The sequence below is a fragment of the Kitasatospora sp. NPDC002522 genome, from assembly GCF_053595195.1.
In genome coordinates, this window is the sequence record NZ_JBSFXE010000001.1 from 108,825 (window position 1) to 128,511 (window position 19,687).

At 70.9% G+C, this 19,687-nt stretch carries 17 protein-coding genes; 7 read left to right on the plus strand and 10 right to left on the minus strand.

Going from position 1 to position 19,687, the window contains the following annotated elements; all coding sequences use genetic code 11:
• Positions 1 to 18 precede the first annotated feature (18 nt).
• The 6 genes from ACWD4U_RS00500 to ACWD4U_RS00525 all read right to left on the minus strand — a co-directional run bounded on the left by ACWD4U_RS00500 (position 19) and on the right by ACWD4U_RS00525 (position 7,322).
• Positions 19 to 411, minus strand: a complete 393-nt coding sequence (locus ACWD4U_RS00500; RefSeq protein ID WP_363457299.1) for a cytidine deaminase — start codon at positions 409 to 411, stop codon at positions 19 to 21.
• Positions 408 to 1,673 (minus strand): ABC transporter permease, encoded by a 1,266-nt coding sequence (locus ACWD4U_RS00505; RefSeq protein ID WP_363457296.1) that lies wholly within the window; start codon positions 1,671 to 1,673, stop codon positions 408 to 410. Before ACWD4U_RS00505 ends, ACWD4U_RS00500 begins: the two co-directional genes overlap by 4 nt.
• Positions 1,670 to 2,836, minus strand: a complete 1,167-nt coding sequence (locus ACWD4U_RS00510; RefSeq protein ID WP_363457293.1) for an ABC transporter permease — start codon at positions 2,834 to 2,836, stop codon at positions 1,670 to 1,672. The genes ACWD4U_RS00505 and ACWD4U_RS00510 overlap by 4 nt, the downstream gene beginning before the upstream one ends.
• A 4-nt stretch (positions 2,837 to 2,840) precedes the next feature.
• Positions 2,841 to 4,427, minus strand: coding sequence for an ABC transporter ATP-binding protein (locus tag ACWD4U_RS00515; protein ID WP_363457290.1), 1,587 nt, complete (start codon positions 4,425 to 4,427; stop codon positions 2,841 to 2,843).
• 295 nt (positions 4,428 to 4,722) lie between these two features.
• Entirely contained in the window at positions 4,723 to 5,793 is a 1,071-nt protein-coding gene (locus tag ACWD4U_RS00520) for a BMP family lipoprotein (RefSeq protein ID WP_363457287.1), read from the minus strand.
• Between the two features lie 269 nt (positions 5,794 to 6,062).
• Entirely contained in the window at positions 6,063 to 7,322 is a 1,260-nt protein-coding gene (locus ACWD4U_RS00525; RefSeq protein ID WP_449787066.1) for an amidohydrolase, read from the minus strand.
• Between the two features lie 388 nt (positions 7,323 to 7,710).
• On the opposite strand from ACWD4U_RS00525, the gene ACWD4U_RS00530 reads away from it, so the two are divergent.
• Positions 7,711 to 9,768, plus strand: a complete 2,058-nt coding sequence (locus tag ACWD4U_RS00530; protein WP_363457284.1) for a S53 family peptidase — start codon at positions 7,711 to 7,713, stop codon at positions 9,766 to 9,768.
• Positions 9,769 to 9,832: 64 nt separating this feature from the next.
• Here the strand turns inward: ACWD4U_RS00530 and ACWD4U_RS00535 are convergent, their stop codons facing one another.
• A complete protein-coding gene (locus tag ACWD4U_RS00535) occupies positions 9,833 to 11,422 on the minus strand; it encodes an acyl-CoA mutase large subunit family protein (protein ID WP_363457281.1) in 1,590 nt (529 codons plus the stop codon).
• Between the two features lie 176 nt (positions 11,423 to 11,598).
• On the opposite strand from ACWD4U_RS00535, the gene ACWD4U_RS00540 reads away from it, so the two are divergent.
• The gene (locus ACWD4U_RS00540) at positions 11,599 to 12,342 is read left to right on the plus strand and encodes an SDR family oxidoreductase (protein ID WP_363457278.1); all 744 of its coding nucleotides are present in this window, start codon (positions 11,599 to 11,601) and stop codon (positions 12,340 to 12,342) included.
• Positions 12,343 to 12,561: 219 nt separating this feature from the next.
• On the plus strand, positions 12,562 to 13,092 hold the full coding sequence (locus tag ACWD4U_RS00545) for a 2-oxo-4-hydroxy-4-carboxy-5-ureidoimidazoline decarboxylase (protein WP_449787067.1): 531 nt from the start codon (positions 12,562 to 12,564) through the stop codon (positions 13,090 to 13,092).
• Positions 13,093 to 13,232: 140 nt separating this feature from the next.
• Here the strand turns inward: ACWD4U_RS00545 and ACWD4U_RS00550 are convergent, their stop codons facing one another.
• Positions 13,233 to 13,946 (minus strand): hypothetical protein, encoded by a 714-nt coding sequence (locus ACWD4U_RS00550; RefSeq protein ID WP_363457276.1) that lies wholly within the window; start codon positions 13,944 to 13,946, stop codon positions 13,233 to 13,235.
• 248 nt (positions 13,947 to 14,194) lie between these two features.
• Here ACWD4U_RS00550 and sdhC point away from each other — a divergent pair, with 248 nt between their 5' ends.
• The 4 genes from sdhC to ACWD4U_RS00570 are packed head-to-tail and all read left to right on the plus strand — an operon-like array spanning position 14,195 to position 17,611.
• Positions 14,195 to 14,575: a succinate dehydrogenase, cytochrome b556 subunit gene (gene sdhC, locus ACWD4U_RS00555; RefSeq protein ID WP_363457273.1), complete on the plus strand. Its 381-nt coding sequence runs from the start codon at positions 14,195 to 14,197 to the stop codon at positions 14,573 to 14,575.
• A gap of 5 nt (positions 14,576 to 14,580) precedes the next feature.
• Positions 14,581 to 15,069 carry a succinate dehydrogenase hydrophobic membrane anchor subunit gene (locus ACWD4U_RS00560; protein WP_363457271.1) on the plus strand — a complete coding sequence of 163 codons (489 nt, stop codon included), beginning with the start codon at positions 14,581 to 14,583 and terminating at the stop codon, positions 15,067 to 15,069.
• Between the two features lie 26 nt (positions 15,070 to 15,095).
• Positions 15,096 to 16,838 carry a succinate dehydrogenase flavoprotein subunit gene (gene sdhA, locus ACWD4U_RS00565; protein WP_363457268.1) on the plus strand — a complete coding sequence of 581 codons (1,743 nt, stop codon included), beginning with the start codon at positions 15,096 to 15,098 and terminating at the stop codon, positions 16,836 to 16,838.
• The gene (locus ACWD4U_RS00570; RefSeq protein ID WP_363457265.1) at positions 16,838 to 17,611 is read left to right on the plus strand and encodes a succinate dehydrogenase iron-sulfur subunit; all 774 of its coding nucleotides are present in this window, start codon (positions 16,838 to 16,840) and stop codon (positions 17,609 to 17,611) included. Before sdhA ends, ACWD4U_RS00570 begins: the two co-directional genes overlap by 1 nt.
• A gap of 195 nt (positions 17,612 to 17,806) precedes the next feature.
• On the opposite strand, the gene ACWD4U_RS00575 is transcribed toward ACWD4U_RS00570, so the two are convergent.
• On the minus strand, positions 17,807 to 19,204 hold the full coding sequence (locus ACWD4U_RS00575) for a hypothetical protein (RefSeq protein WP_363457262.1): 1,398 nt from the start codon (positions 19,202 to 19,204) through the stop codon (positions 17,807 to 17,809).
• Between the two features lie 160 nt (positions 19,205 to 19,364).
• Positions 19,365 to 19,631, minus strand: a complete 267-nt coding sequence (locus ACWD4U_RS00580) for an SCO4848 family membrane protein (RefSeq protein WP_363457260.1) — start codon at positions 19,629 to 19,631, stop codon at positions 19,365 to 19,367.
• Positions 19,632 to 19,687 lie beyond the last annotated feature (56 nt).

Genomic DNA, 19,687 nt, shown 5'->3' on the forward strand with positions numbered 1-19,687 from the left:
GCGTAACAGTGCAAATAACTACAGGCACTCGGGGCCGAATGCGTCCGGCAGCACCTCGCTCATCGGCCGTACCCCGGAGGGCAGGTCGACCAGCAGGTCGGGTCCGCCGTGCTCGTAGAGCAGCTGGCGGCAGCGGCCGCACGGCATCAGGAGCCGGCCGCTGCCGTCCACGCAGGTGAAGGCGGTCAGCCGGCCGCCGCCGGAGGCGTGCAGCGCGGAGACCAGCCCGCACTCGGCGCACAGCGCGAGTCCGTAGGAGGCGTTCTCCACGTTGCAGCCGACCACCGTACGGCCGTCCTCGACCAGGGCGGCCGCCCCGACCGGGAACTTGCTGTAGGGGGCGTACGCGTGCCGCATCGCCGCGCGGGCGGCCTCCCGCAGCGCCTCCCAGTCCGGGGCGGGGGCCGTCACTTGGCCTGGCCCTTGCGGTAGATCTGACCGTCCGCCTTGGGCGGCCGCAGCCGCTGCGAGGCGAGCGCGAGCACCACCAGGGTGATCACGTACGGGGTGGCGACGATCAGCGGACGCTGCACCGCGTCGGTGAGGGCGTACCAGGTGGCGACCGCGCCGGCCACCAGGATGCTGATCACGCCGGCGGTGAACTGGCGGCGGTAGGACTGCCACAGGGCCAGCAGCGCCATCGCGATGGCGACGATCAGCAGCAGCACGTGCACCGAGTCGGCGTCGCGCAGCTGGAGGCTGTCGGTGAAGCCGAACAGGCCCGCGCCGGCGGCCAGGCCGCCCGGCATCCAGTTGCCGAAGATCATCGCGGCCAGGCCGATGAAGCCGCGGCCCTGGGTCTGGCCGTCCCGGTAGAAGTGCGCGGCGACCAGCGAGAGGTACGCGCCGCCGAGGCCCGCGAAGGCGCCGGAGGCGATCACCGCGAGGTACTTGTACTTGTAGACGTTGACGCCCAGCGACTCGGCCGCGGTCGGGTTCTCGCCGCAGGAACGCAGCCGCAGGCCGAACACGGTGCGCCAGAGCACGAAGTAACTGGCGATCAGGAAGACCGCGGCGATCACGATGACCACCGACAGGTTGGTGACCACGCCGCCGACGATGCCCGCGATGTCGGAGAGCAGGAAGTAGTGGTGGCCCTCGATCGTCTTGAGCCAGCCCGACAGGCCCGGGATGGTGATGTTGGGCAGCGAGTCGGCGGGCGGCGACTGGTTGGCGCCGGCCCCGTCGGCCACGTAGTCCTTGTAGTAGATCCGGTTGACGTAGGCGCAGATGCCGGGGATCAGCAGGTTGATGCCGACGCCGGAGACGATGTGGTCGACGCCGAAGGTGACGGTGATCAGCGCGTGCAGCAGACCGCCGAGCGCGCCGCCCGCCATGCCGGCCAGCAGACCGACCCACGGGTTGACCAGGAATCCGGCCCAGGCGCCGCAGAAGGTGCCGGCCACCATCATGCCTTCGAGGCCGATGTTGACCACGCCCGCGCGCTCGGACCACAGACCGCCGAGACCGGCCATGGCGATCGGCACCGCGGAGGAGAGCGCGGCGCTGATCTGCCCGGAGGAGGTCAGACCGTGGTTCCCGGTGGCCATGCCGACCGCCGAGAACAGCACCAGGGCACCGGCGATCAGCAGCAGCACCACCGGCCAGGTCAGCTTGGGCTTCTTGGCGGGCGCGTTGGGCGACTTGGGCTTGCTCGCGATGGCCGTGCTCATGCCGCGACCTCCTTCTTGGCGGCCGCGGCAGCCTGCGCGGCGAGCTCGGCGCCGACCTTCTGCTGCTGGCGCTTGAGGCCGTAGCGGCGCACCAACTCGTAGGCCACGACGACACAGATGACGATGGTGCCCTGGATCACCGGGATGATCTCGGACGGGAAGTCGCCCTGGGTGGGCAGCTGGGCGCCGGAGGCGTCCAGGAAGGCGAACAGCAGCGCCGAGAAGACGATGCCGATCGGGCTGTTACGGCCGAGCAGGGCCACCGAGATGCCGATGAAGCCCAGGTTGGTCTGCACGTTCTGCCCGAAGTACGGGGTGTTCTGCATCAGTTCGGGCAGGCCGATCAGGCCGGCCAGCGCACCGGAGACCACCATCGAGGTGATCACCATGCGCCTGACGTTCACGCCGGACGCCTTGGCCGCCGACTCCGAGCGGCCGGTGGCGCGCAGGTCGAAGCCGAACCGGGTGCGGTTCAGGGTGAACTGGAAGGCCACGCCGACCAGCGCCGCGATCACGACGAAGCCCCACAGCGTGCCGCCCTGGGTGCTGATCGAGAAGAAGTGGCTGGACTCGGAGATCTTGCCGGTCTGGATCGAGTTGCTGGTGCCGTTGGTCTTCGGCGCGAACACGCCGGGCACCAGCAGCACACCGATCACCGCGGTGGCGATGGCGTTCAGCATGATGGTCGAGATGACCTCGCTGACGCCGCGGTAGACCTTCAGCAGACCGGCGATCGACGCCCACAGGCCGCCGACCAGCATCGCGGTCACCAGCAGCAGCGGGATCTGCAGGAAGGCCGGCAGGTCGACCTGGCTGCCGACGTACGCGGCGAACAGCATGGCCAGCTTGTACTGGCCCTCGACGCCGATGTTGAACAGATTCATCCGGAACCCGAACGCGGCGGCGGCCGCGGCCAGGTAGTAGACGGTGGCCTTGTTCAGGGTGGCGACCTGGCCGTCGGAGGCGGTGCCGTAGTCCCACATGATGCGGAACGCCTCGAACGGGTCGCGGCCGGACACCGCCAGCAGCGCGCCGGCGATGATCAGCGAGAGCAGCACCGCCAGCACCGGCGCGGCGAGCCCGAGCGCGATGCGCTCCAGGTCGATCCGCTGCCGCAGTGACGGCTTGGCCGCGTTCGCGGCCTCGGGGTTGGGACTGGTCATCTGGCTACTCCCCCGCCTGGTCGTCGTCGGCGGTGTCGGTGGACGGGCCGGCCTCGGCCTCGGCCTCGGTGCCCTCGGCGGCGGCGGCCTGCGCCTCGGCGAGGGCCTCCGGCTCGGACTCGATGTGGCCGCGGGCGGCGCCGGTCATCGCGGTGCCGAGGTCCTCGGCGGTGACGGTGGCCGGGTCGGCGTCGGCGACCAGGCGGCCGCGGTAGATGACCCGGATGGTGTCGGACAGGCCGATCAGCTCGTCCAGGTCGGCGGAGATCAGCAGCACCGCCAGGCCGTCGCGCTGCGCGGCCCGGATCTGCTCCCAGATCTGCGCCTGCGCGCCGACGTCCACGCCGCGGGTCGGGTGGGCGGCGATCAGCAGCTTGGGCTGGTGGCTCATCTCGCGGCCGACGATCAGCTTCTGCTGGTTGCCGCCGGAGAGCGAGGCCGCGGTGACCTCGATGCCGGGGGTGCGGACGTCGAACTCCTCGACGATCCGCAGGGTGTCGGCGCGGGCGCCGGCCGGGTCGAGCAGCACGCCCTTGGAGTTGGGGCGCTCGGTGACGTGCCCGAGGATCCGGTTCTCCCAGAGCGGGGCCTCCAGCAGCAGGCCGTGCCGGTGCCGGTCCTCCGGGATGTAGCCGATGCCGGCCTCGCGGCGGACCCGGGTGAGCTTGCCGGTGAGGTCGACGCCGTCCAGCGAGACGGTGCCGGCGTCCAGCGGCAGCATGCCCATGATGGCCTCGACCAGTTCGGCCTGGCCGTTGCCCTCGACACCGGCGATGCCGAGGATCTCGCCCTTGCGGATGCGCAGCGAGATGTCGTCCAGCACCACGCGCTCGATGCCCTCGGCGTCCGCCTTGGCGATCCGCAGGCCCTCGACCAGGAGCATCTCGGCCTCGGTGACGGTGGACTCGCGGCTCTCCGGCGAGGGCAGTTCGGCGCCGACCATCAGCTCGGCGAGCTGACGGGCCGTCACGGTGTGCGGGTCGGCGTCACCGACCGTGGTGCCGCGGCGGATCACGCTGATCGCGTCGGCGACCGCGAGCACCTCGTGCAGCTTGTGCGAGATGAAGATGACGGTGACGCCCTCGGCCTTGAGGTCGCGCAGGTTGTCGAAGAGCGCGTCGACCTCCTGCGGGACCAGCACCGCGGTCGGCTCGTCGAGGATCAGGATCCGGGCGCCGCGGTACAGCACCTTGAGGATCTCGACCCGCTGCCGGTCGGCGACGCCGAGGTCCTCGACCAGCGCGTCCGGCCGCACGCCGAGGCCGTACTGGTCGGAGAGCTCGCGGATCTTCGCCTTGGCCTTGGCTCCTATTCCGTGGAGCTTCTCGCCGCCGAGGACGATGTTCTCCCAGACGGTCAGGTTGTCGGCCAGCATGAAGTGCTGGTGCACCATGCCGATGCCGCGGTCGATGGCGTCACCGGGGGTGGAGAACTCCACCTGCTCGCCGTTGACGGCGATGGTGCCCTCGTCCGGCTTCTGCATCCCGTAGAGGATCTTCATCAGGGTGGACTTGCCGGCGCCGTTCTCGCCCATCAGGGCGTGCACGGTGCCGCGCTGCACGGTGATGTCGATGTCGTGGTTGGCCACCACGCCGGGGAAGCGCTTGGTGATGCCGCGCAGTTCGACGGCCGCTGTCGCCGTCCCCGCGCTGGGGGTGCCGTCTGTGGGGACGGAGTCGGAGGGGGTGATGGCGATCTCCTGCTGGTCGTCGGGCGCGTCGTTGCGCTGGGGAGCTCAGGGGAATCTCTGGCGCGGCCCGGGCGGTCGGGGCCCGGAACGGCAAGGGCTCGGGGGATGCGCGGCCGCGCACCCGTCCGAGCCCCTCCCGTGAAGTGTCATCAGTTCCCTTCCGCCGCCCGGCAGGAGGCGGCGGAAGGGTGGCGGATCAGCTCTGCGGAGCGGTCGGAACCTTGGTGGCGCCGCTGGTGATCGCCTGGGTGGCCGCGTCGAGCTTCGCCTTGATGTCGTCGATGTGGCCGCCGGTGGTGGCCAGCGAGACGCCGCCCTCCTTGAGGTCGAAGTTCTTGACCCCGGTCAGCGGGTTGCCGTTCTTGATCGACTCGATGTACTTGAACACGGCGGTGTCGACGTTCTTCACCATCGAGGTGAGGATGTGGTCCTTGTACTTCGCCAGGGCCGGCTGGCTGGCCTGGTCGGAGTCGACGCCGATGGCCCACTTGCCCGCGGTGGAGACGGCCTCGATGGCGCCGGTGCCGGAGGAGCCGGCGGCGGAGTAGATGACGTCCGCGCCCTTGTCGAGCTGGCCCTGCGCGGCCTGCTTGCCCTTGCCCGGGTCGGCGAAGCCGGTGAAGTCCGGCGGGGTGGTGAGGTAGGTGACCTCGACCTTGATGTTCGGGTCGACGGACTTGGCGCCCGCGGTGTAGCCGGCCTCGAACTTCTTGATCAGCTCGGACTGCACACCGCCGATGAAGCCGACGTGCTTGGCGGTCGACTTGTTGGCCGCGGCGACGCCCGCCAGGTAGGAGCCCTGCTCCTCGGAGAAGGTGAGCGAGGTGACGTTGCTGGGCTGGTCGGCCGAGGCGGAGTCGATGATCGCGAACTTGACGTTCGGGTTGTCCTTGGCGACCTTGTTGACCGCGTCCTGGTAGACGAAGCCGACCGCGACGATCGGGTTGTAGCCACCGGTGACCAGGCTCTTGAGGCGCTGCTCCTTGTCGGCCTCGGCCTCGCCCTGCTTGGCCTCCGCCTCCAGGACGGTGGCGCCCAGCTGGGACTTGGCCTGGTCCAGACCACGCGCGGCGGAGTCGTTGAACGACTGGTCGCCGCGGCCGCCGATGTCGTAGGCCATGCCGACCTTCAGGCCGGAGCCGCCGGAGGCACCGGCCGAGGCGGAGCTGCTGTTGTTGTCGGTGCTCTTTGCGCCGCAAGCGGCGAGCGAGGCGATGCCCAGGGAACCCGAGAGCACTACCGCGGCGAGCTTCAGTGAACGGCGCAAGGGAATTTCTCCTTCTCACACACCCGGTTGGCGTGGTCGAGCGCCACCGTAACGCGCGTAGAACACGGTTGTGTTACGGCCTGCAGAGCCATTCGGGTTGTTATCAAAATGTGGTCGTACGCCCGGTCAAATCCGGACATAGGCGCCCAGCTGTTCAACCCGCAGTCATTACCGACTGGTATCGGGCCACCACCGTACGCCCCTCGGCCACCCCCCGAGAAGCAGCCGCGCCGATCTCCCCGCGACGCGGCCGCCGGTCCGGCCCCTGGTCAGACCCGGCCGTGCTCCAGGGCGAGCGAGGCGAACAGCTCCACGCCGACCGCGATCGCGCGCTCGTCCACGTCGAAGTCGCCCTGGTGCAGGTCGCGGACGCCCTTCTCGTGCGGGCCGCGGACGCCCAGCCGGGCCAGCGCGCCGGGGGCGTGCTCCAGGTACCAGGAGAAGTCCTCGCCGCCGAGGCTCTGCTCGGTGGGCTCGACCACCGGACCGCGGCCCTCGGCGAACCGGGCGGTCATCGCCGCCTCCAGCTGGGCGATCGAGTCGACCTCGTTGACCACCGGCGGGACGCCGCGGTGGTAGTCGATCGACCACTTGGCGCGGTAGGTCTCGGCGAGGTGGGCGACCAGTTCCTCCAGCACCTCCGGGGCCTCCCGCCAGCCGGCCAGCTCCAGGCAGCGGACGGTGCCCTCCAGTTCGGCGTGCTGCGGGATCACGTTGGCGGCCGAGCCGCCGGCGATCCGGCCCCAGACCAGCGAGACGCCCCAGCGCGGGTCCATCCGGCGGGACAGCGCGGCGGGCAGTTCGGCGGCCAGCTTGGCGACCGCGGTGACCAGGTCGGTGGTCAGGTGCGGCCGCGCGGTGTGCCCGCCCGGGCCGTCGATCGACAGCAGCAGCCGGTCGCAGGCCGAGGTGATGGCGCCGGTCTTCAGCGCGATCCGGCCGACCTGCACCTTCGGGTCGCAGTGCACCGCGAAGATCCGCCCGACGCCGTCCATGCCGCCGGCCTTGATGACGTCCAGCGCGCCGCCGGGCATCACCTCCTCGGCGGGCTGGAAGATCAGCCGCACCGGCCGGGTCAGCTCGCCGTCCGCCATCGCCCGGGCGAGCACCAGCCCGGTACCGAGCACCACCGCGGTGTGCACGTCGTGGCCGCAGGCGTGCGCCCGGCCGGGGAGCGTGGAACGGTACGGCGCTTCGGTCTTCGCGTCGTCGATCGGCAGCGCGTCGATGTCCGCGCGGAACGCCAGCAGCGGGGTGCCGGGCGTGGTACCGGGCGGGACGAGGTCCACCAGCAGGCCGGTGCCGCCCGGCAGTACCCGAGGCTCCAGGCCGGCCGCCACCAGCCGCTCGCGCAGCAGCCGGGTGGTGCGGAACTCCTGACGGCCGAGCTCCGGGTGCCGGTGCAGGTCACGGCGCAGGTCGATCAACTCGGCCTGGTGGGCCCGGACCCGTGCGCGCAGGTCGGCGGCGGGGCGGACGGCGGTGACGGCGGCCGCGGCGGCGGACTGAGGATCGTTCACCTTGTCAATCGTAGGCCGGTGGGGGGGTTTTGGCCCGGCTTCCGTCGAAGTCCTCACCGGATGGGCGCATAGCGGCCGCGGGGATGGGTATGACACTTCGATTCAGCCGCCTCTCCGGTCGTTCCCTGTCCTGTGCAACGACCTGGACCGGCCCGCGGACACGGCGGCTGCTCCGGCTGGGCGTCGGCGTTCGACGCGGCCGATCCGTCACTCCCGATCAGGTCATGACCGGGTAAAGCTTTCGGACGCGCTCTTGAGCGGCGCACATCAGTCCGAATAGACAGCTCTCGCACAGTCAACTCCGGTGCCGCGGTGGGGGGTCATCCGCTCGCGGCACGCCGTCGCGCCCTCACAAGGGGTCGTCGACGCTCCAACGAACCGAGAAGGGGGGACCGACGTGCCCATTGCGCGCAACCGGCTCGCCAAGAGCATCGCCCCGGCCACCGTCGCCGCCGCACTGATCCTCACCACCCTCGGCGCGGCCGTTCCGGCCTCCGCCGCCACGCCGACCTCGGACAACGCCCCCCAGGCGCTCCCCGGCACCCACCCCGAGTGGGCGACCCCGGCGGCCGACGCCGGTGCGGTCGCCGCCGACGCTCCCGCCAGCGCCCGCGTCTACCTGGCCGGCCAGGACTCCAGCGGCCTCGCCGCACTCGCCAAGGCGGTCTCCGACCCGAACTCGGCCGGCTACGGCCAGTACCTGACGGCCGATCAGGTCCAGGCGCGCTTCGGCGCCACCCCGGCCCAGGTCAAGGCGGTCACCGACTGGGTGACCGGCGCCGGCCTGACCGTCTCCGCCACCACCGGCCACTACGTCCAGGTCTCCGGCTCCACCGGCGCGCTGGCCAAGGCCTTCGGCACCGACATCCACAACTACCGCACCGCGGACGGCGTGCACCGCGCGCCCGCCAAGGACGCGCAGCTGCCCGCCTCGGTGGCCGGCGTGGTCCTCGGCGTCTCCGGCCTCGCCGACGCCATCCACCAGAACAGCTCCACCGCCACCTCGGTCCGCGAGGCCGAGCAGCGCGCCGCCGCCAAGCTGGCCGCCGCTTCCCCCGACAAGAAGGCCCCGGCGACCCTGCCGACCGAGCCGACCTGCTCCGAGGACGGCTACGGCTCGAAGATCGCCAAGGGCGCGCCGGAGGGCTACGAGAAGAACGAGCCGTTCGCTCCCTGCTCGTACGTCCCCAGCCAGCTGCGCAAGGCCTACGGCGTCACCGACGCCAAGGTCAGCGGCAAGGGCGCCCGGATCGCCATCATCGACGCGTACGGCCTGCCGACCATGGAGCAGGACGCCAACCACTTCTCGTCCCTGCACGGCGACCAGCCGTTCAAGACCGGGCAGTACACCGAGTACGTCACCCCGGACAAGTGGGTCCACCAGGCCGAGTGCGGCGGCGCCGACGGCTGGGCGGGCGAGGAGGCCCTCGACGTCGAGATGGCCCACGGCCTCGCGCCCGACGCCAACGTGGTCTACGTCGGCGGCAACTCCTGCTACGACGACGACCTCTACGACGCGATGGCCAAGGTCGTCGACCAGCACCTGGCCGACGTGGTCTCCAACTCGTGGGGCGAGATCATGCACGGCACCTCCGGGGACATCGACCCGGCCGTGGTCGCCGCCGACAACAAGCTGTTCCAGCTCGGCGCCGTCACCGGCATCGGCTTCACCTTCTCCTCCGGCGACTGCGGCGACAGCTCCCCCGGCGCCGCCGCCACCGGCGTCAACTGCCAGGCCGACACCAACCAGGCGCAGGCCGACTGGCCGTCCGCCTCGCCGTGGGTCACCTCGGTCGGCGGCACCGCGCTGGAGCTCGGCGACAAGTCGGGCCGCTGGGCGCACGAGGTCTCCATGGGCGACCAGCGCTCGGTGCTCTCCGCCGACCAGAAGTCCTGGAACCCGATGCCGGGCTTCTTCTACTTCGGCGGCGGCGGCGGTGTCTCCAAGGACTTCGCCCAGCCGTGGTACCAGCAGGGCGTCGTCCCGGACTCGGTCAGCAAGACCGCGGCCGACGGCACCCACTCCGCCACCCCGCTGCGCGCCACCCCCGACATCGCGATGAGCGGTGACCTGGTCGCCGCCACCACGGTCGGCTACACCTCCGGTGGCGTCTACTCCGAGGGCGGCTTCGGCGGCACCTCGGTCTCCGCCCCGGAGACCGCGGCGATGTTCGCCGACGCCTTCGAGGCCCGCGGCGGCCGCGCCCTCGGCTTCGCCAACCCGGCCCTGTACGACCGGGCCGGCACCGGCGCCTTCCACGACGTCGACGACTCCGCCGTCCACAACAAGTTCGGCAACGTGGTCGACCTGGGCACCGTCAACGGCGTCCTGAAGGTCCGCCTCTACAAGATCGCCTCGGACTTCGGCCTGAAGGCGACCGACGGCTACGACACCGCCACCGGCCTGGGCTCCCCGGGCAGGAACTTCTTCAAGTCCTTCCACATCAAGAAGTAGTAGCGCGCACGACGGAGGGGGTGTCGGGGCTCAGGCCCCGGCACCCCCTCCGTCATCCGTCAGGTCAGAACCGGTCGACCGGAACGTAGGTGCCCCACACGCCGCGCAGGGCGTCGCAGACCTCGCCGACGGTGGCCCGGGCGGCCAGGGCGTCCTTCATCGGGTAGAGGACGTTGTCGGAGCCCTCGGCGGCCTTGCGGAGCTCGGTCAGCGCGCGGTCCACCGCGGAGGAGTCGCGGTCGGCGCGCAGCCGGGCGAGGCGCTCGGCCTGCTGGGACTCGATCGCCGGGTCGACCCGCAGCGGCTCGTACGGCTCCTCGGCGTCCAGCTGGAAGCGGTTGACGCCGACCACGGTGCGCGCGCCGGAGTCCTGCTCCTGCTGGATGCGGTAGGCGGTGCGCTCGATCTCGCCCTTCTGGTAGCCCTGCTCGATCGCCGCGACGGCGCCGCCCAGGTCCTCCACCTTGGTCATCAACTCCAGTGCGGCGGCCTCGAGTTCGTCGGTCATCGCCTCGACCACGTAGGAGCCCGCGAACGGGTCGACGGTGGCGGTGATGTCGGTCTCGAAGGCGATCACCTGCTGGGTGCGCAGCGCGAGCCGGGCGGACTTCTCGGTGGGGAGCGCGATCGCCTCGTCGAAGGAGTTGGTGTGCAGCGACTGCGTGCCGCCGAGCACTGCGGCGAGCGCCTGCACCGAGACGCGCACCAGGTTGACCTCGGGCTGCTGGGCGGTCAGCTGGACGCCCGCGGTCTGGGTGTGGAAGCGCAGCATCTGCGACTTGGGGTTCTTCGCGCCGAACTCCTCCTTCATGACGCGGGCCCAGATCCGGCGCGCGGCACGGAACTTGGCGACCTCCTCCAGCAGCGTGGTGCGGGAGACGAAGAAGAAGGAGAGCCGCGGCGCGAAGTCGTCCACGTCCATCCCGGCGGCGACCGCGGTGCGCACGTACTCGATGCCGTTGGCGAGGGTGAAGGCGATCTCCTGCGCGGGGTTCGCCCCGGCCTCGGCCATGTGGTAGCCGGAGATGGAGATGGTGTTCCACTTCGGGATCTCGGCCCGGCAGTACTGGAAGATGTCGGCGATCAGCCGCAGGCTCGGCTTCGGCGGGAAGATGTACGTGCCGCGGGCGATGTACTCCTTGAGCACGTCGTTCTGGATGGTGCCGGTCAGCTTGTTCGACGGCACGCCCTGGGCCTCGCCGACCAACTGGTAGAGCAGCAGCAGCAGCGAGCCGGGCGCGTTGATGGTCATTGAGGTGGAGACCTCGCCGAGCGGGATGCCGCCGAACAGCACGCTCATGTCCTCGACGCTGTCGATCGCCACGCCGACCTTGCCGACCTCGCCGTGCGAGATCGCCGCGTCCGAGTCGTAGCCCATCTGGGTGGGCAGGTCGAAGGCGACCGACAGGCCCATGGTGCCGTTGGCGATCAGCTGCTTGTAGCGGGCGTTGGACTCCGCGGCGGTGCCGAAGCCCGCGTACTGGCGCATGGTCCACGGCTTGCCGGTGTACATGGTCGGGTAGACGCCGCGGGTGAACGGGTACTGCCCGGGAGCGCCGAGCCGGCTCGCGGCGTCGAAGTCCGCCAGGGTCTCGGGACCGTACACCGGCGCGATCGGCAGGCCCGACTCGGTGCGGCGGGGCTCGGCTGCCATGGATGTCCTCCGCGGGGGGAATGGGAAGTTAGTGCTGATTAACGGGTCAGCTGGATACGCAATGTAGTCGCGCCCGCTGAAGGCAAACAGATGCGACGCCTGGGAGCTTGCTCACAACACGCATCGACCGCCCCTTGGGATGATCGGTCCATCGACCGGACACACGAGGAGTGGACATGACGGAGCAGAAGGTGGCCGTGGTCACCGGCGCCAGCAGCGGCATCGGCGCGGCGACCGCCCGCCGGCTGGCGGCGGACGGCTTCGAGGTGGTGCTGACCGCACGGCGCACCGAGCGGATCGAACAGCTGGCGAAGGAGATCGGCGGCCGGGCGCACACTTTGGACGTCACCGACCGGGCCGCGGTGGACGCCTTCGCCGCCGGGGTCGGCCGGGTCGACGTGCTGGTGAACAACGCGGGCGGCGCCCTCGGCGCGGACACCGTGGAGAACGGCGACCCCGAGGACTGGCGCACCATGTTCGAGGTGAACGTGCTCGGCGTGCTGCACCTGACCCAGGCCCTGCTGCCCGCGCTGCGCGCCACCGGCGACGGCACCGTACTGATCATGTCCTCCACCGCGGCGCTCGCCGCGTACGAGGGCGGAGGCGGCTACGTGGCCGCCAAGCACGCGGTGCACTCGCTCGCCCAGACGCTGCGCCTCGAACTCGTGGGCGAGCCGATCCGGATCATCGAGATCGCGCCCGGCATGGTGCAGTCCGAGGGCTTCGCGCTCACCCGCTTCCGCGGCGACCAGGCCAAGGCGGCCGCGGTCTACGCCGGCGTCCCGGACCCGCTCACCTCCGAGGACATCGCCGACACCGTCTCCTGGGCGGTCACCCGACCCGCGCACGTCAACATCGACCTGCTGGTCGTCCGGCCGCGCGCCCAGGCCGCCAACCACAAGGTGTATCGGGTCAGTTGATCGGCTGCCGATGAACGTCGAGGGCGGCGGGTCACAACTTGATAGCTCGATCGAGTGAATTCGGCCCGCCGCCTCCCCAACTGATGAGCGCTCAACTACCGTGGAGGCGCTGCCCCGTCGGCCTGTGTCGACGTTGCCGGGCATCTTCGTCGCCCCCACTCATCCCCCTACCTTTCGTCTCTGGAGCACTCCCCTTCCTGCCCTCACGAGGAGGATCCGCTGGCCAGCGACATCCCGCCGCAGCGACTCGACGCGCGGACGGAACCGTCCCTGCTGGGGCTTCACCGATTCAACGAAGCCGACACCGGAGCCGCAGAGGAAGCCCTGCTCGCCTGCTGCGGCAGCCACCGGTGGGCCCTCCGCCTCACCGCCCACCGGCCCTATCCCGACATAGCGTCCCTGCTCGCCGCCGCCAGCGAAGCCAGTTACGACCTGCGCCCCGCGGACCTCGCCGAGGCCCTCGCCGACGAGAGCTGGATGCCCCAGCCCCTGCTCGGCATGCGCGCACCGGGAAGCCAGGCCGCGCACACCGCGCTGCGGGCCGCCCACGCCGCGTACGAGGCGCGGTTCGGCCACGTCTTCGTGGTCTGCCTCGACGGCGTCGACCCCGAGGAGATGCTCGACGCCGTCCTGACCTCCATCCGCACCCGCCTCGCCAACGACCCCGACGAGGAACGCCTCATCTCCGCGGAGGAGTTGAGGCGAATCGCGCTGATCCGACTCGAACACCTGGTGGCCATGCACGGGTGAATCCTTCGGGGGCTCTGGGGGTACCTCCCGGCCCCCCTTGGGGCTGGGGGCGGAACTGCGAGGCGAGTGGCGGAGGGTCTCAGTACGGCTGGTGGCCTTGGAGACCTCCATGCGCCCGGACCTTGCAGCGCCCCGTCGCCCTACCGCCCCGCACCGCCGCCGCTCCCCGGGCCCCTGGGTGGTTGCAACTTGCCCAATTGCCTTTTGATCACCTCCGCGTCCGGCGCCGCAGGCTCGTGGCCGGTGGTGTCGAGGGTGGTGAAGACGGTGAGGATGTCGCCGGTGCGGGTCAGGAGGGCGCGTTGGGTGAGGGTCGCGCCGCCGGTTTCATTCGTGAGGGTGAACGCGGTGGCGGCGTCGGCTCCTTCGGGGGTGGGCGTGTCGAGGCGGGTGATGACGTGGCGGCCGGCGCCGGAGGTGAAGACGCGGCAGCGGATGAGGACCTGGTCGAGCTCGGTGTGGACGACCGCGGCGCGGCCGGGCCGGAAGGCCAGGATCGCGGTGTAGAGGGAGGCCCGGTCGTCCGCGGTGCGGGCGATGTCGAGGTCGGCTTCGGCGAGCGGGCCGGCGGAGCCCTTCGCGGGGGCGAGCGCGTCCAGCACGGGCTGGCAGGCGGGTGCGTCGGCGGTCTGCGGGGGGCTGGTGATGTCGCCCTGGCCGGGCTGCATCACGGTGACGTGCCAGCCGGGGCCGAGGTCGGCGTCGGTGACGGCGAGCTCGCGCAGGCTCGGCGCGTCGTAACCGGCGCTCGCGCTCGGCGACGCGTGGTCGGCGGACGGCGGGGCGGCGGTCCGGGTGCAGGCGGCCGCGAGGGTGAGGGCGGCGAGGCCGGTGAGCAGGGGCTGGGGGCGCACGGCGGGTCTCTCTTCTGGGCGTCGGTCCGGGTGCGGCGGGACGACACCGTAGCGTGGCGAAGGAGTGACGCAGCGTCACTGTTCCCGATTTCGTTAGGCCGTGCGTGCCTGATTGATCACACCAGGGGCCCCCGGCGGCTGGAGCGGACGCGGCGTCGATAGGATGCTCGCGGCCGGTGGACCGTACCCGGCCGGGCTGACCGACACCGAAGCCGGCCGAGCCCCCAATCGCTTCCGGAGGGTTTTCCGTGCCGGCTGGAACGCTGTACCGCGGCCGGGAAGGCATGTGGAGCTGGGTGGCTCACCGAGTCACCGGCGTCCTGATCTTCTTCTTCCTGTTCGCACATGTCCTTGACACCGCCCTGGTGCGGGTGTCGCCCGAGGCCTACGACTCGGTCATCGCCACCTACAAGAACCCGCTGGTGAACCTGATGGAGTACGGCCTGACGGCCGCCATCCTGTTCCACGCGTTGAACGGCCTGCGGGTCGTGGCGGTCGACTTCTGGGCCAAGGGTCCGAAGTACCAGAAGCAGATGCTCTGGACCGTGGTCGGCGTCTGGGTCGTCCTGATGGGCGGCGCCTTCTACCCCGTGCTGCAGCACACCCTTCGCACCTGGTTCGGGGGCTGATCCTGATGTCGACCGACACCAATGACCTGGTGGTCCCCTCGCTCCAGGCCCACACCGGCAAGGGCCTCGGCACCGGTAACCCGGCCGACGCCTTCGTCGTGGAGCCGGCCCGGACCCGCACCAAGCGGACGCCGCGCCGCACCCGCACCAACTTCGAGATGCTCGCCTGGCTGTTCATGCGCCTGTCGGGTGTCGTCCTGGTGGTGCTGGTCCTCGGCCACCTGCTGATCAACCTGATGCTCGACGGCGGCATCACCAAGGTCAGCTTCGCCTTCGTGGCGGGCCGCTGGGCGTCCCCGTTCTGGCAGGGCTGGGACCTGCTGATGCTGTGGCTGGCGATGCTGCACGGCGCGAACGGCATGCGCACCGTCATCAACGACTACGCGGAGAAGGACGCCACTCGTCTGTGGCTGAAGGGTCTCCTGGGCGCCGCGACCGTGTTCACGGTCCTGCTCGGCACCCTGGTGATCTTCACCTTCGACCCGAACATCTGACGAGCCACCAGAGGCGACTGACCCCCATGCAGATTCACCAGTACGACACCGTCATCGTCGGCGCCGGCGGCGCCGGCATGCGCGCGGCCATCGAGTCGACGCAGCGCAGCCGCACCGCCGTCCTGACCAAGCTCTACCCGACCCGGTCCCACACCGGCGCGGCGCAGGGCGGCATGTGCGCCGCCCTCGCCAACGTCGAGGAGGACAACTGGGAGTGGCACACCTTCGACACGGTCAAGGGTGGTGACTACCTGGTCGACCAGGACGCCGCCGAGATCATGTGCAAGGAGGCCATCGACGCGGTCCTCGACCTCGAGAAGATGGGCCTGCCCTTCTCCCGCACCGACCAGGGCCGGATCGACCAGCGCCGCTTCGGCGGCCACTCCCGCAACCACGGCGAGGCCCCGGTCCGCCGGTCCTGCTACGCCGCGGACCGCACCGGCCACATGATCCTGCAGACGCTGTTCCAGAACTGCGTCAAGCACGGTGTGGAGTTCTTCAACGAGTTCTACGTCCTCGACCTGCTGATCAACGAGGGCAAGACCGCCGGTGTGGTGGCCTACGAGCTCGCCACCGGCGAGATCCACGTCTTCCAGGCCAAGGCCGTGGTGTTCGCCTCCGGCGGCACCGGCAAGATGTTCAAGGTCACCTCGAACGCGCACACCCTGACCGGTGACGGCCAGGCCGTGGCGCTGCGCCGGGGCCTGCCGCTGGAGGACATGGAGTTCTTCCAGTTCCACCCGACGGGCATCTGGCGGATGGGCATCCTGCTCACCGAGGGCGCCCGCGGCGAGGGCGGCATCCTGCGCAACAAGGACGGCGAGCGCTTCATGGAGCGCTACGCCCCCGTCATGAAGGACCTGGCGTCCCGTGACGTGTGCTCCCGCGCGATCTACTCGGAGATCCGGGCCGGCCGCGGCTGCGGCCCCGACGGCGACCACGTCTACCTGGACCTGACGCACCTTCCGCCGGAGCAGCTGGACGCCAAGCTGCCCGACATCACCGAGTTCGCCCGGACCTACCTCGGCATCGAGCCCTACACGGACCCGATCCCGATCCAGCCCACCGCGCACTACGCGATGGGCGGCATCCCGACCAACGTCGAGGGTGAGGTCCTGAGCAACAACACCGACGTCGTCCCGGGCCTGTACGCCGCGGGCGAGGTCGCGTGCGTGTCGGTGCACGGCGCCAACCGCCTGGGCACCAACTCGCTGCTGGACATCAACGTGTTCGGCCGCCGCGCGGGCATCGCCGCCGCCGCGTACGCCGACAAGCACGACTTCGTCGAGCTGCCGGAGAACCCGGGCGCGGTGGTCGAGGCGCTGGTGGAGGGCCTGCGGGAGTCCACCGGCACCGAGTCGGTCGCCAAGATCCGCCTGGAGCTGCAGGAGTCGATGGACGCCAACGCGTCCGTCTACCGCACCGGCAAGACCCTGCAGCAGGCCGTGGAGGACGTGGCGGCGCTCAAGGAGCGCTTCAAGAACGTCTCGATCCAGGACAAGGGTTCGCGCTACAACACCGACCTGCTGGAGGCCATCGAGCTGGGCAACCTGCTCGACCTGGCCGAGGTGCTGGTCGTCTCGGCGCTCGCCCGCGAGGAGTCCCGAGGCGGTCACTACCGCGAGGACTTCCCGACCCGCGACGACGTGAAGTTCATGCAGCACACCATGGCGTACCGCGAGGTGGCCGAGGACGGTTCCACCTCGATCCGCCTCGACTACAAGCCGGTCGTGCAGACCCGCTACCAGCCGATGGAGCGTAAGTACTGATGTCCACTCCGACCGTCGAGACGCACTCGGCCGCGCTGGACGCGGCAGAGTCGGCCAGCGTTCAGCTGATCAACGTCACCTTCCGGATCCGCCGGTTCAACCCGGAGGAGCACCCGGACCCGGTGTGGGTGGACTACCAGCTCCTGATGGACCCGAAGGAGCGCGTCCTGGACGCGCTCAACAAGATCAAGTGGGAGCAGGACGGCACGCTCACGTACCGCCGCTCCTGCGCGCACGGCATCTGCGGTTCGGACGCCATGCGGATCAACGGCCGCAACCGGCTGGCGTGCAAGACCCTGATCAAGGACGTCAACCCGGAGAAGCCGATCACGATCGAGGCCATCAAGGGCCTCGCGGTCCTCAAGGACCTGATCGTGGACATGGACCCGTTCTTCCAGGCGTACAAGGACGTCATGCCGTTCCTGATCACCAACGGGAACGAGCCGACCCGCGAGCGCCTGCAGTCGCAGGCCGACCGCGAGCGCTTCGACGACACCACCAAGTGCATCCTGTGCGCCGCGTGCACCTCCTCGTGCCCGGTGTTCTGGAACGACGGCCAGTACTTCGGCCCGGCGGCCATCGTCAACGCGCACCGCTTCATCTTCGACTCGCGCGACGAGGGCGCCGAGCAGCGCCTCGAGGTCCTCAACGACCGCGAGGGCGTGTGGCGCTGCCGCACCACCTTCAACTGCTCCGAGGCCTGCCCCCGCGGCATCGAGGTCACCAAGGCGATCCAGGAAGTCAAGCGGGCGCTGGTCACCCGCCGCTTCTAGGCTCCGCCACACCGAAAGGCCCGTCCTGGAGTTCAACTCCGGGGCGGGCCTTTCGGGTCTTCAGGGGCCCGGGTGAGCGAAGCTCACAAGGGGCCCGGGGAACGGCGGGAGTGCGTGGCGGCGAGGGTTCGAGGGCGCTGCGAGATCTGGGCGCTCAGAGGTCTCCATGACGCACAGCCAGCCCGAGACCGCGAGTCACTCGCCTCGCAGTTCCCCGAGCCCCTGGTTCGGTCCTCCCGACCTGACCGTTGCGAGGGTCAGGAGGAGTGGGCCGAGGAAGAGCGCCGGGGCCATCGTGCGGTAGTCCTGGTTCGCGGCCGAGGCGGTGAGGGCGAGTTGGACGCCGAGGAGCGCCGCGCCGGCTACCGGGACGATCGCGGCGAGCCGGTGCCGCCAGGCGTAGAGGACGGCGGCGGCCAGGCCGAGGTAGGCCCAGAGGGCGCCGCGCCAGAGGATCCAGTCGAGCTGCGGGGCGCGCAGCAGGGTGGTGCTCCAGGTGGCGACGGAGTGCAGCGGGGCGAACAGGCCGCGGGAGTCGGGGTCGGCGGGGGCGACCAGGGTCTCGGCGTGCTGGTCGGCGGTGCCGGCCCACACGCCCCAGGCGAGGCGTCCGCGGCAGAGCCGGGCGTCCAACACCCGGTCGGGGTGGTCGCGGAGCAACTGCTGCCAGATCTCGGCGAGTTGCGGGCCGCGCCGGGCCGCGGCGGCCTCGCCCCAGCGGGCGGTGAGCGCCGCTGTGGAGGAGCAGTCGGCGCCGGCCGCGTCCCAGGCGGTGAGCGGGGCGACGGCGGCGAGCACGGTGCGCTGCGCCGGGGTGAACTGGGTGGGGTCGCGGTGGTAGGCGAGTGCCAGGTCGGCGGCGCGCAGGGTGTGGAGGTCGCCGGCGTGGCTGGCGGGGTGTCCGAACAGGCCTAGGGCGATCGGCACGGCCAGGGCGACGGCGGTGAGCAGGGCGAGCCGGGCCCGTACCCGGGGCAGGAAGAGCAGCAGCACGGCGACGGCGACCAGCGCGGTGCCGGCTCCGCGGGTGCCGGTGAGGGCGAGTACGAGGACGGCCGCGAAGAGCGCGGCGAGGTCGAGTCGCTGGGCGGGGCCGCCGCGGTGCAGGGTGCCTTCGCTGCGGCGGACGAGCAGCCGCAGGCCGACCCCACTGAGCATCAGGACGCCTGCGGTGTACGCGACCTGGGGGGTGAGCGAGACGACGAAGCCGCCGGTCGGCGGCAGTGCGGCGAGTGCCAGGGCGACCGGTCCGGTGTAGCGTCCGCGGACTCCGAAGCGGGCGAGTGCGGCGGTCAGGTAGCCGAGGGCGAAGGCCACCGCGAAGGTCTGCAGCAGGGTGATCGTGCCGGTGGTGCCGGTGAGCCGGGTCGTCCAGCGGACGGCCGCCGCGTACAGCGGCGCCGAGCCGTCCGGGTCGCCCGCGGTGAACGCCGGGTACGCGGCCAGCCACCACAACAGCAGCACGGCCTCGCTGGCCGCGGCGACCGCGAAGGGCAGTCGTAGCCGGGACTTGGCGCGCCGGTGCCGCCGTTCCCGTTCCTGCCGCACGCCCCACTCCGGCCTGGCGTGGTCGAGGGTGGCACTGGTGCTCATCGCGAGCCTCCCCAAGTCCCCTGCTCCCCGGGCCCGGCGACAAGCCCCTCGCCCGCCGCCGCCCGGAACTCGTGCCGGGCAGGCTAGCAGCAGGATCCGGCCACCGACAGAGTGTTCACGTCAGATCCGGGAGCGCTGTTCGGCGGGGCTGTTCGCGGGGCTATTCGGTGGGCTGCGCGACGGCGGCGCGCTTGAGGGCGCGCAGCCCGCGGACGCCGATCCAGCCGATGGCGAGGCCGAGGGCGAGGGAGGTGACGGCGAGCAGCAGGTGGACCCAGAAGAAGGCGGTGGGCTGGCCGTGGTCGCCGTTCACGAAGGCCTGGCCGCCGGAGTCCTTCCACAGGTTCTTGACGAAGGTGGTCCAGATGAAGACCGACCAGACGCCGAAGGCGGTGAGGAACCAGGAGACCGGGCGGCTGAGCTTCATGACGGGTCCTTCGCGGCAGACGGGATGCCCGTCCAGTATGCGGGGAGCGCCGAACG

Coding starts and splice junctions, on each gene's coding strand:
- ACWD4U_RS00505 (WP_363457296.1), bottom strand. CDS start 1,673: ATGAGCACGGCCATCGCGAGCAAGCCCAAGTCGCCCAACGCGCCCGCC.
- ACWD4U_RS00510 (WP_363457293.1), bottom strand. CDS start 2,836: ATGACCAGTCCCAACCCCGAGGCCGCGAACGCGGCCAAGCCGTCACTG.
- ACWD4U_RS00535 (WP_363457281.1), bottom strand. CDS start 11,422: ATGGCAGCCGAGCCCCGCCGCACCGAGTCGGGCCTGCCGATCGCGCCG.
- ACWD4U_RS00540 (WP_363457278.1), top strand. CDS start 11,599: ATGACGGAGCAGAAGGTGGCCGTGGTCACCGGCGCCAGCAGCGGCATC.
- ACWD4U_RS00560 (WP_363457271.1), top strand. CDS start 14,581: ATGTCGACCGACACCAATGACCTGGTGGTCCCCTCGCTCCAGGCCCAC.
- sdhA (WP_363457268.1), top strand. CDS start 15,096: ATGCAGATTCACCAGTACGACACCGTCATCGTCGGCGCCGGCGGCGCC.
- ACWD4U_RS00570 (WP_363457265.1), top strand. CDS start 16,838: ATGTCCACTCCGACCGTCGAGACGCACTCGGCCGCGCTGGACGCGGCA.
- ACWD4U_RS00575 (WP_363457262.1), bottom strand. CDS start 19,204: ATGAGCACCAGTGCCACCCTCGACCACGCCAGGCCGGAGTGGGGCGTG.
- ACWD4U_RS00580 (WP_363457260.1), bottom strand. CDS start 19,631: ATGAAGCTCAGCCGCCCGGTCTCCTGGTTCCTCACCGCCTTCGGCGTC.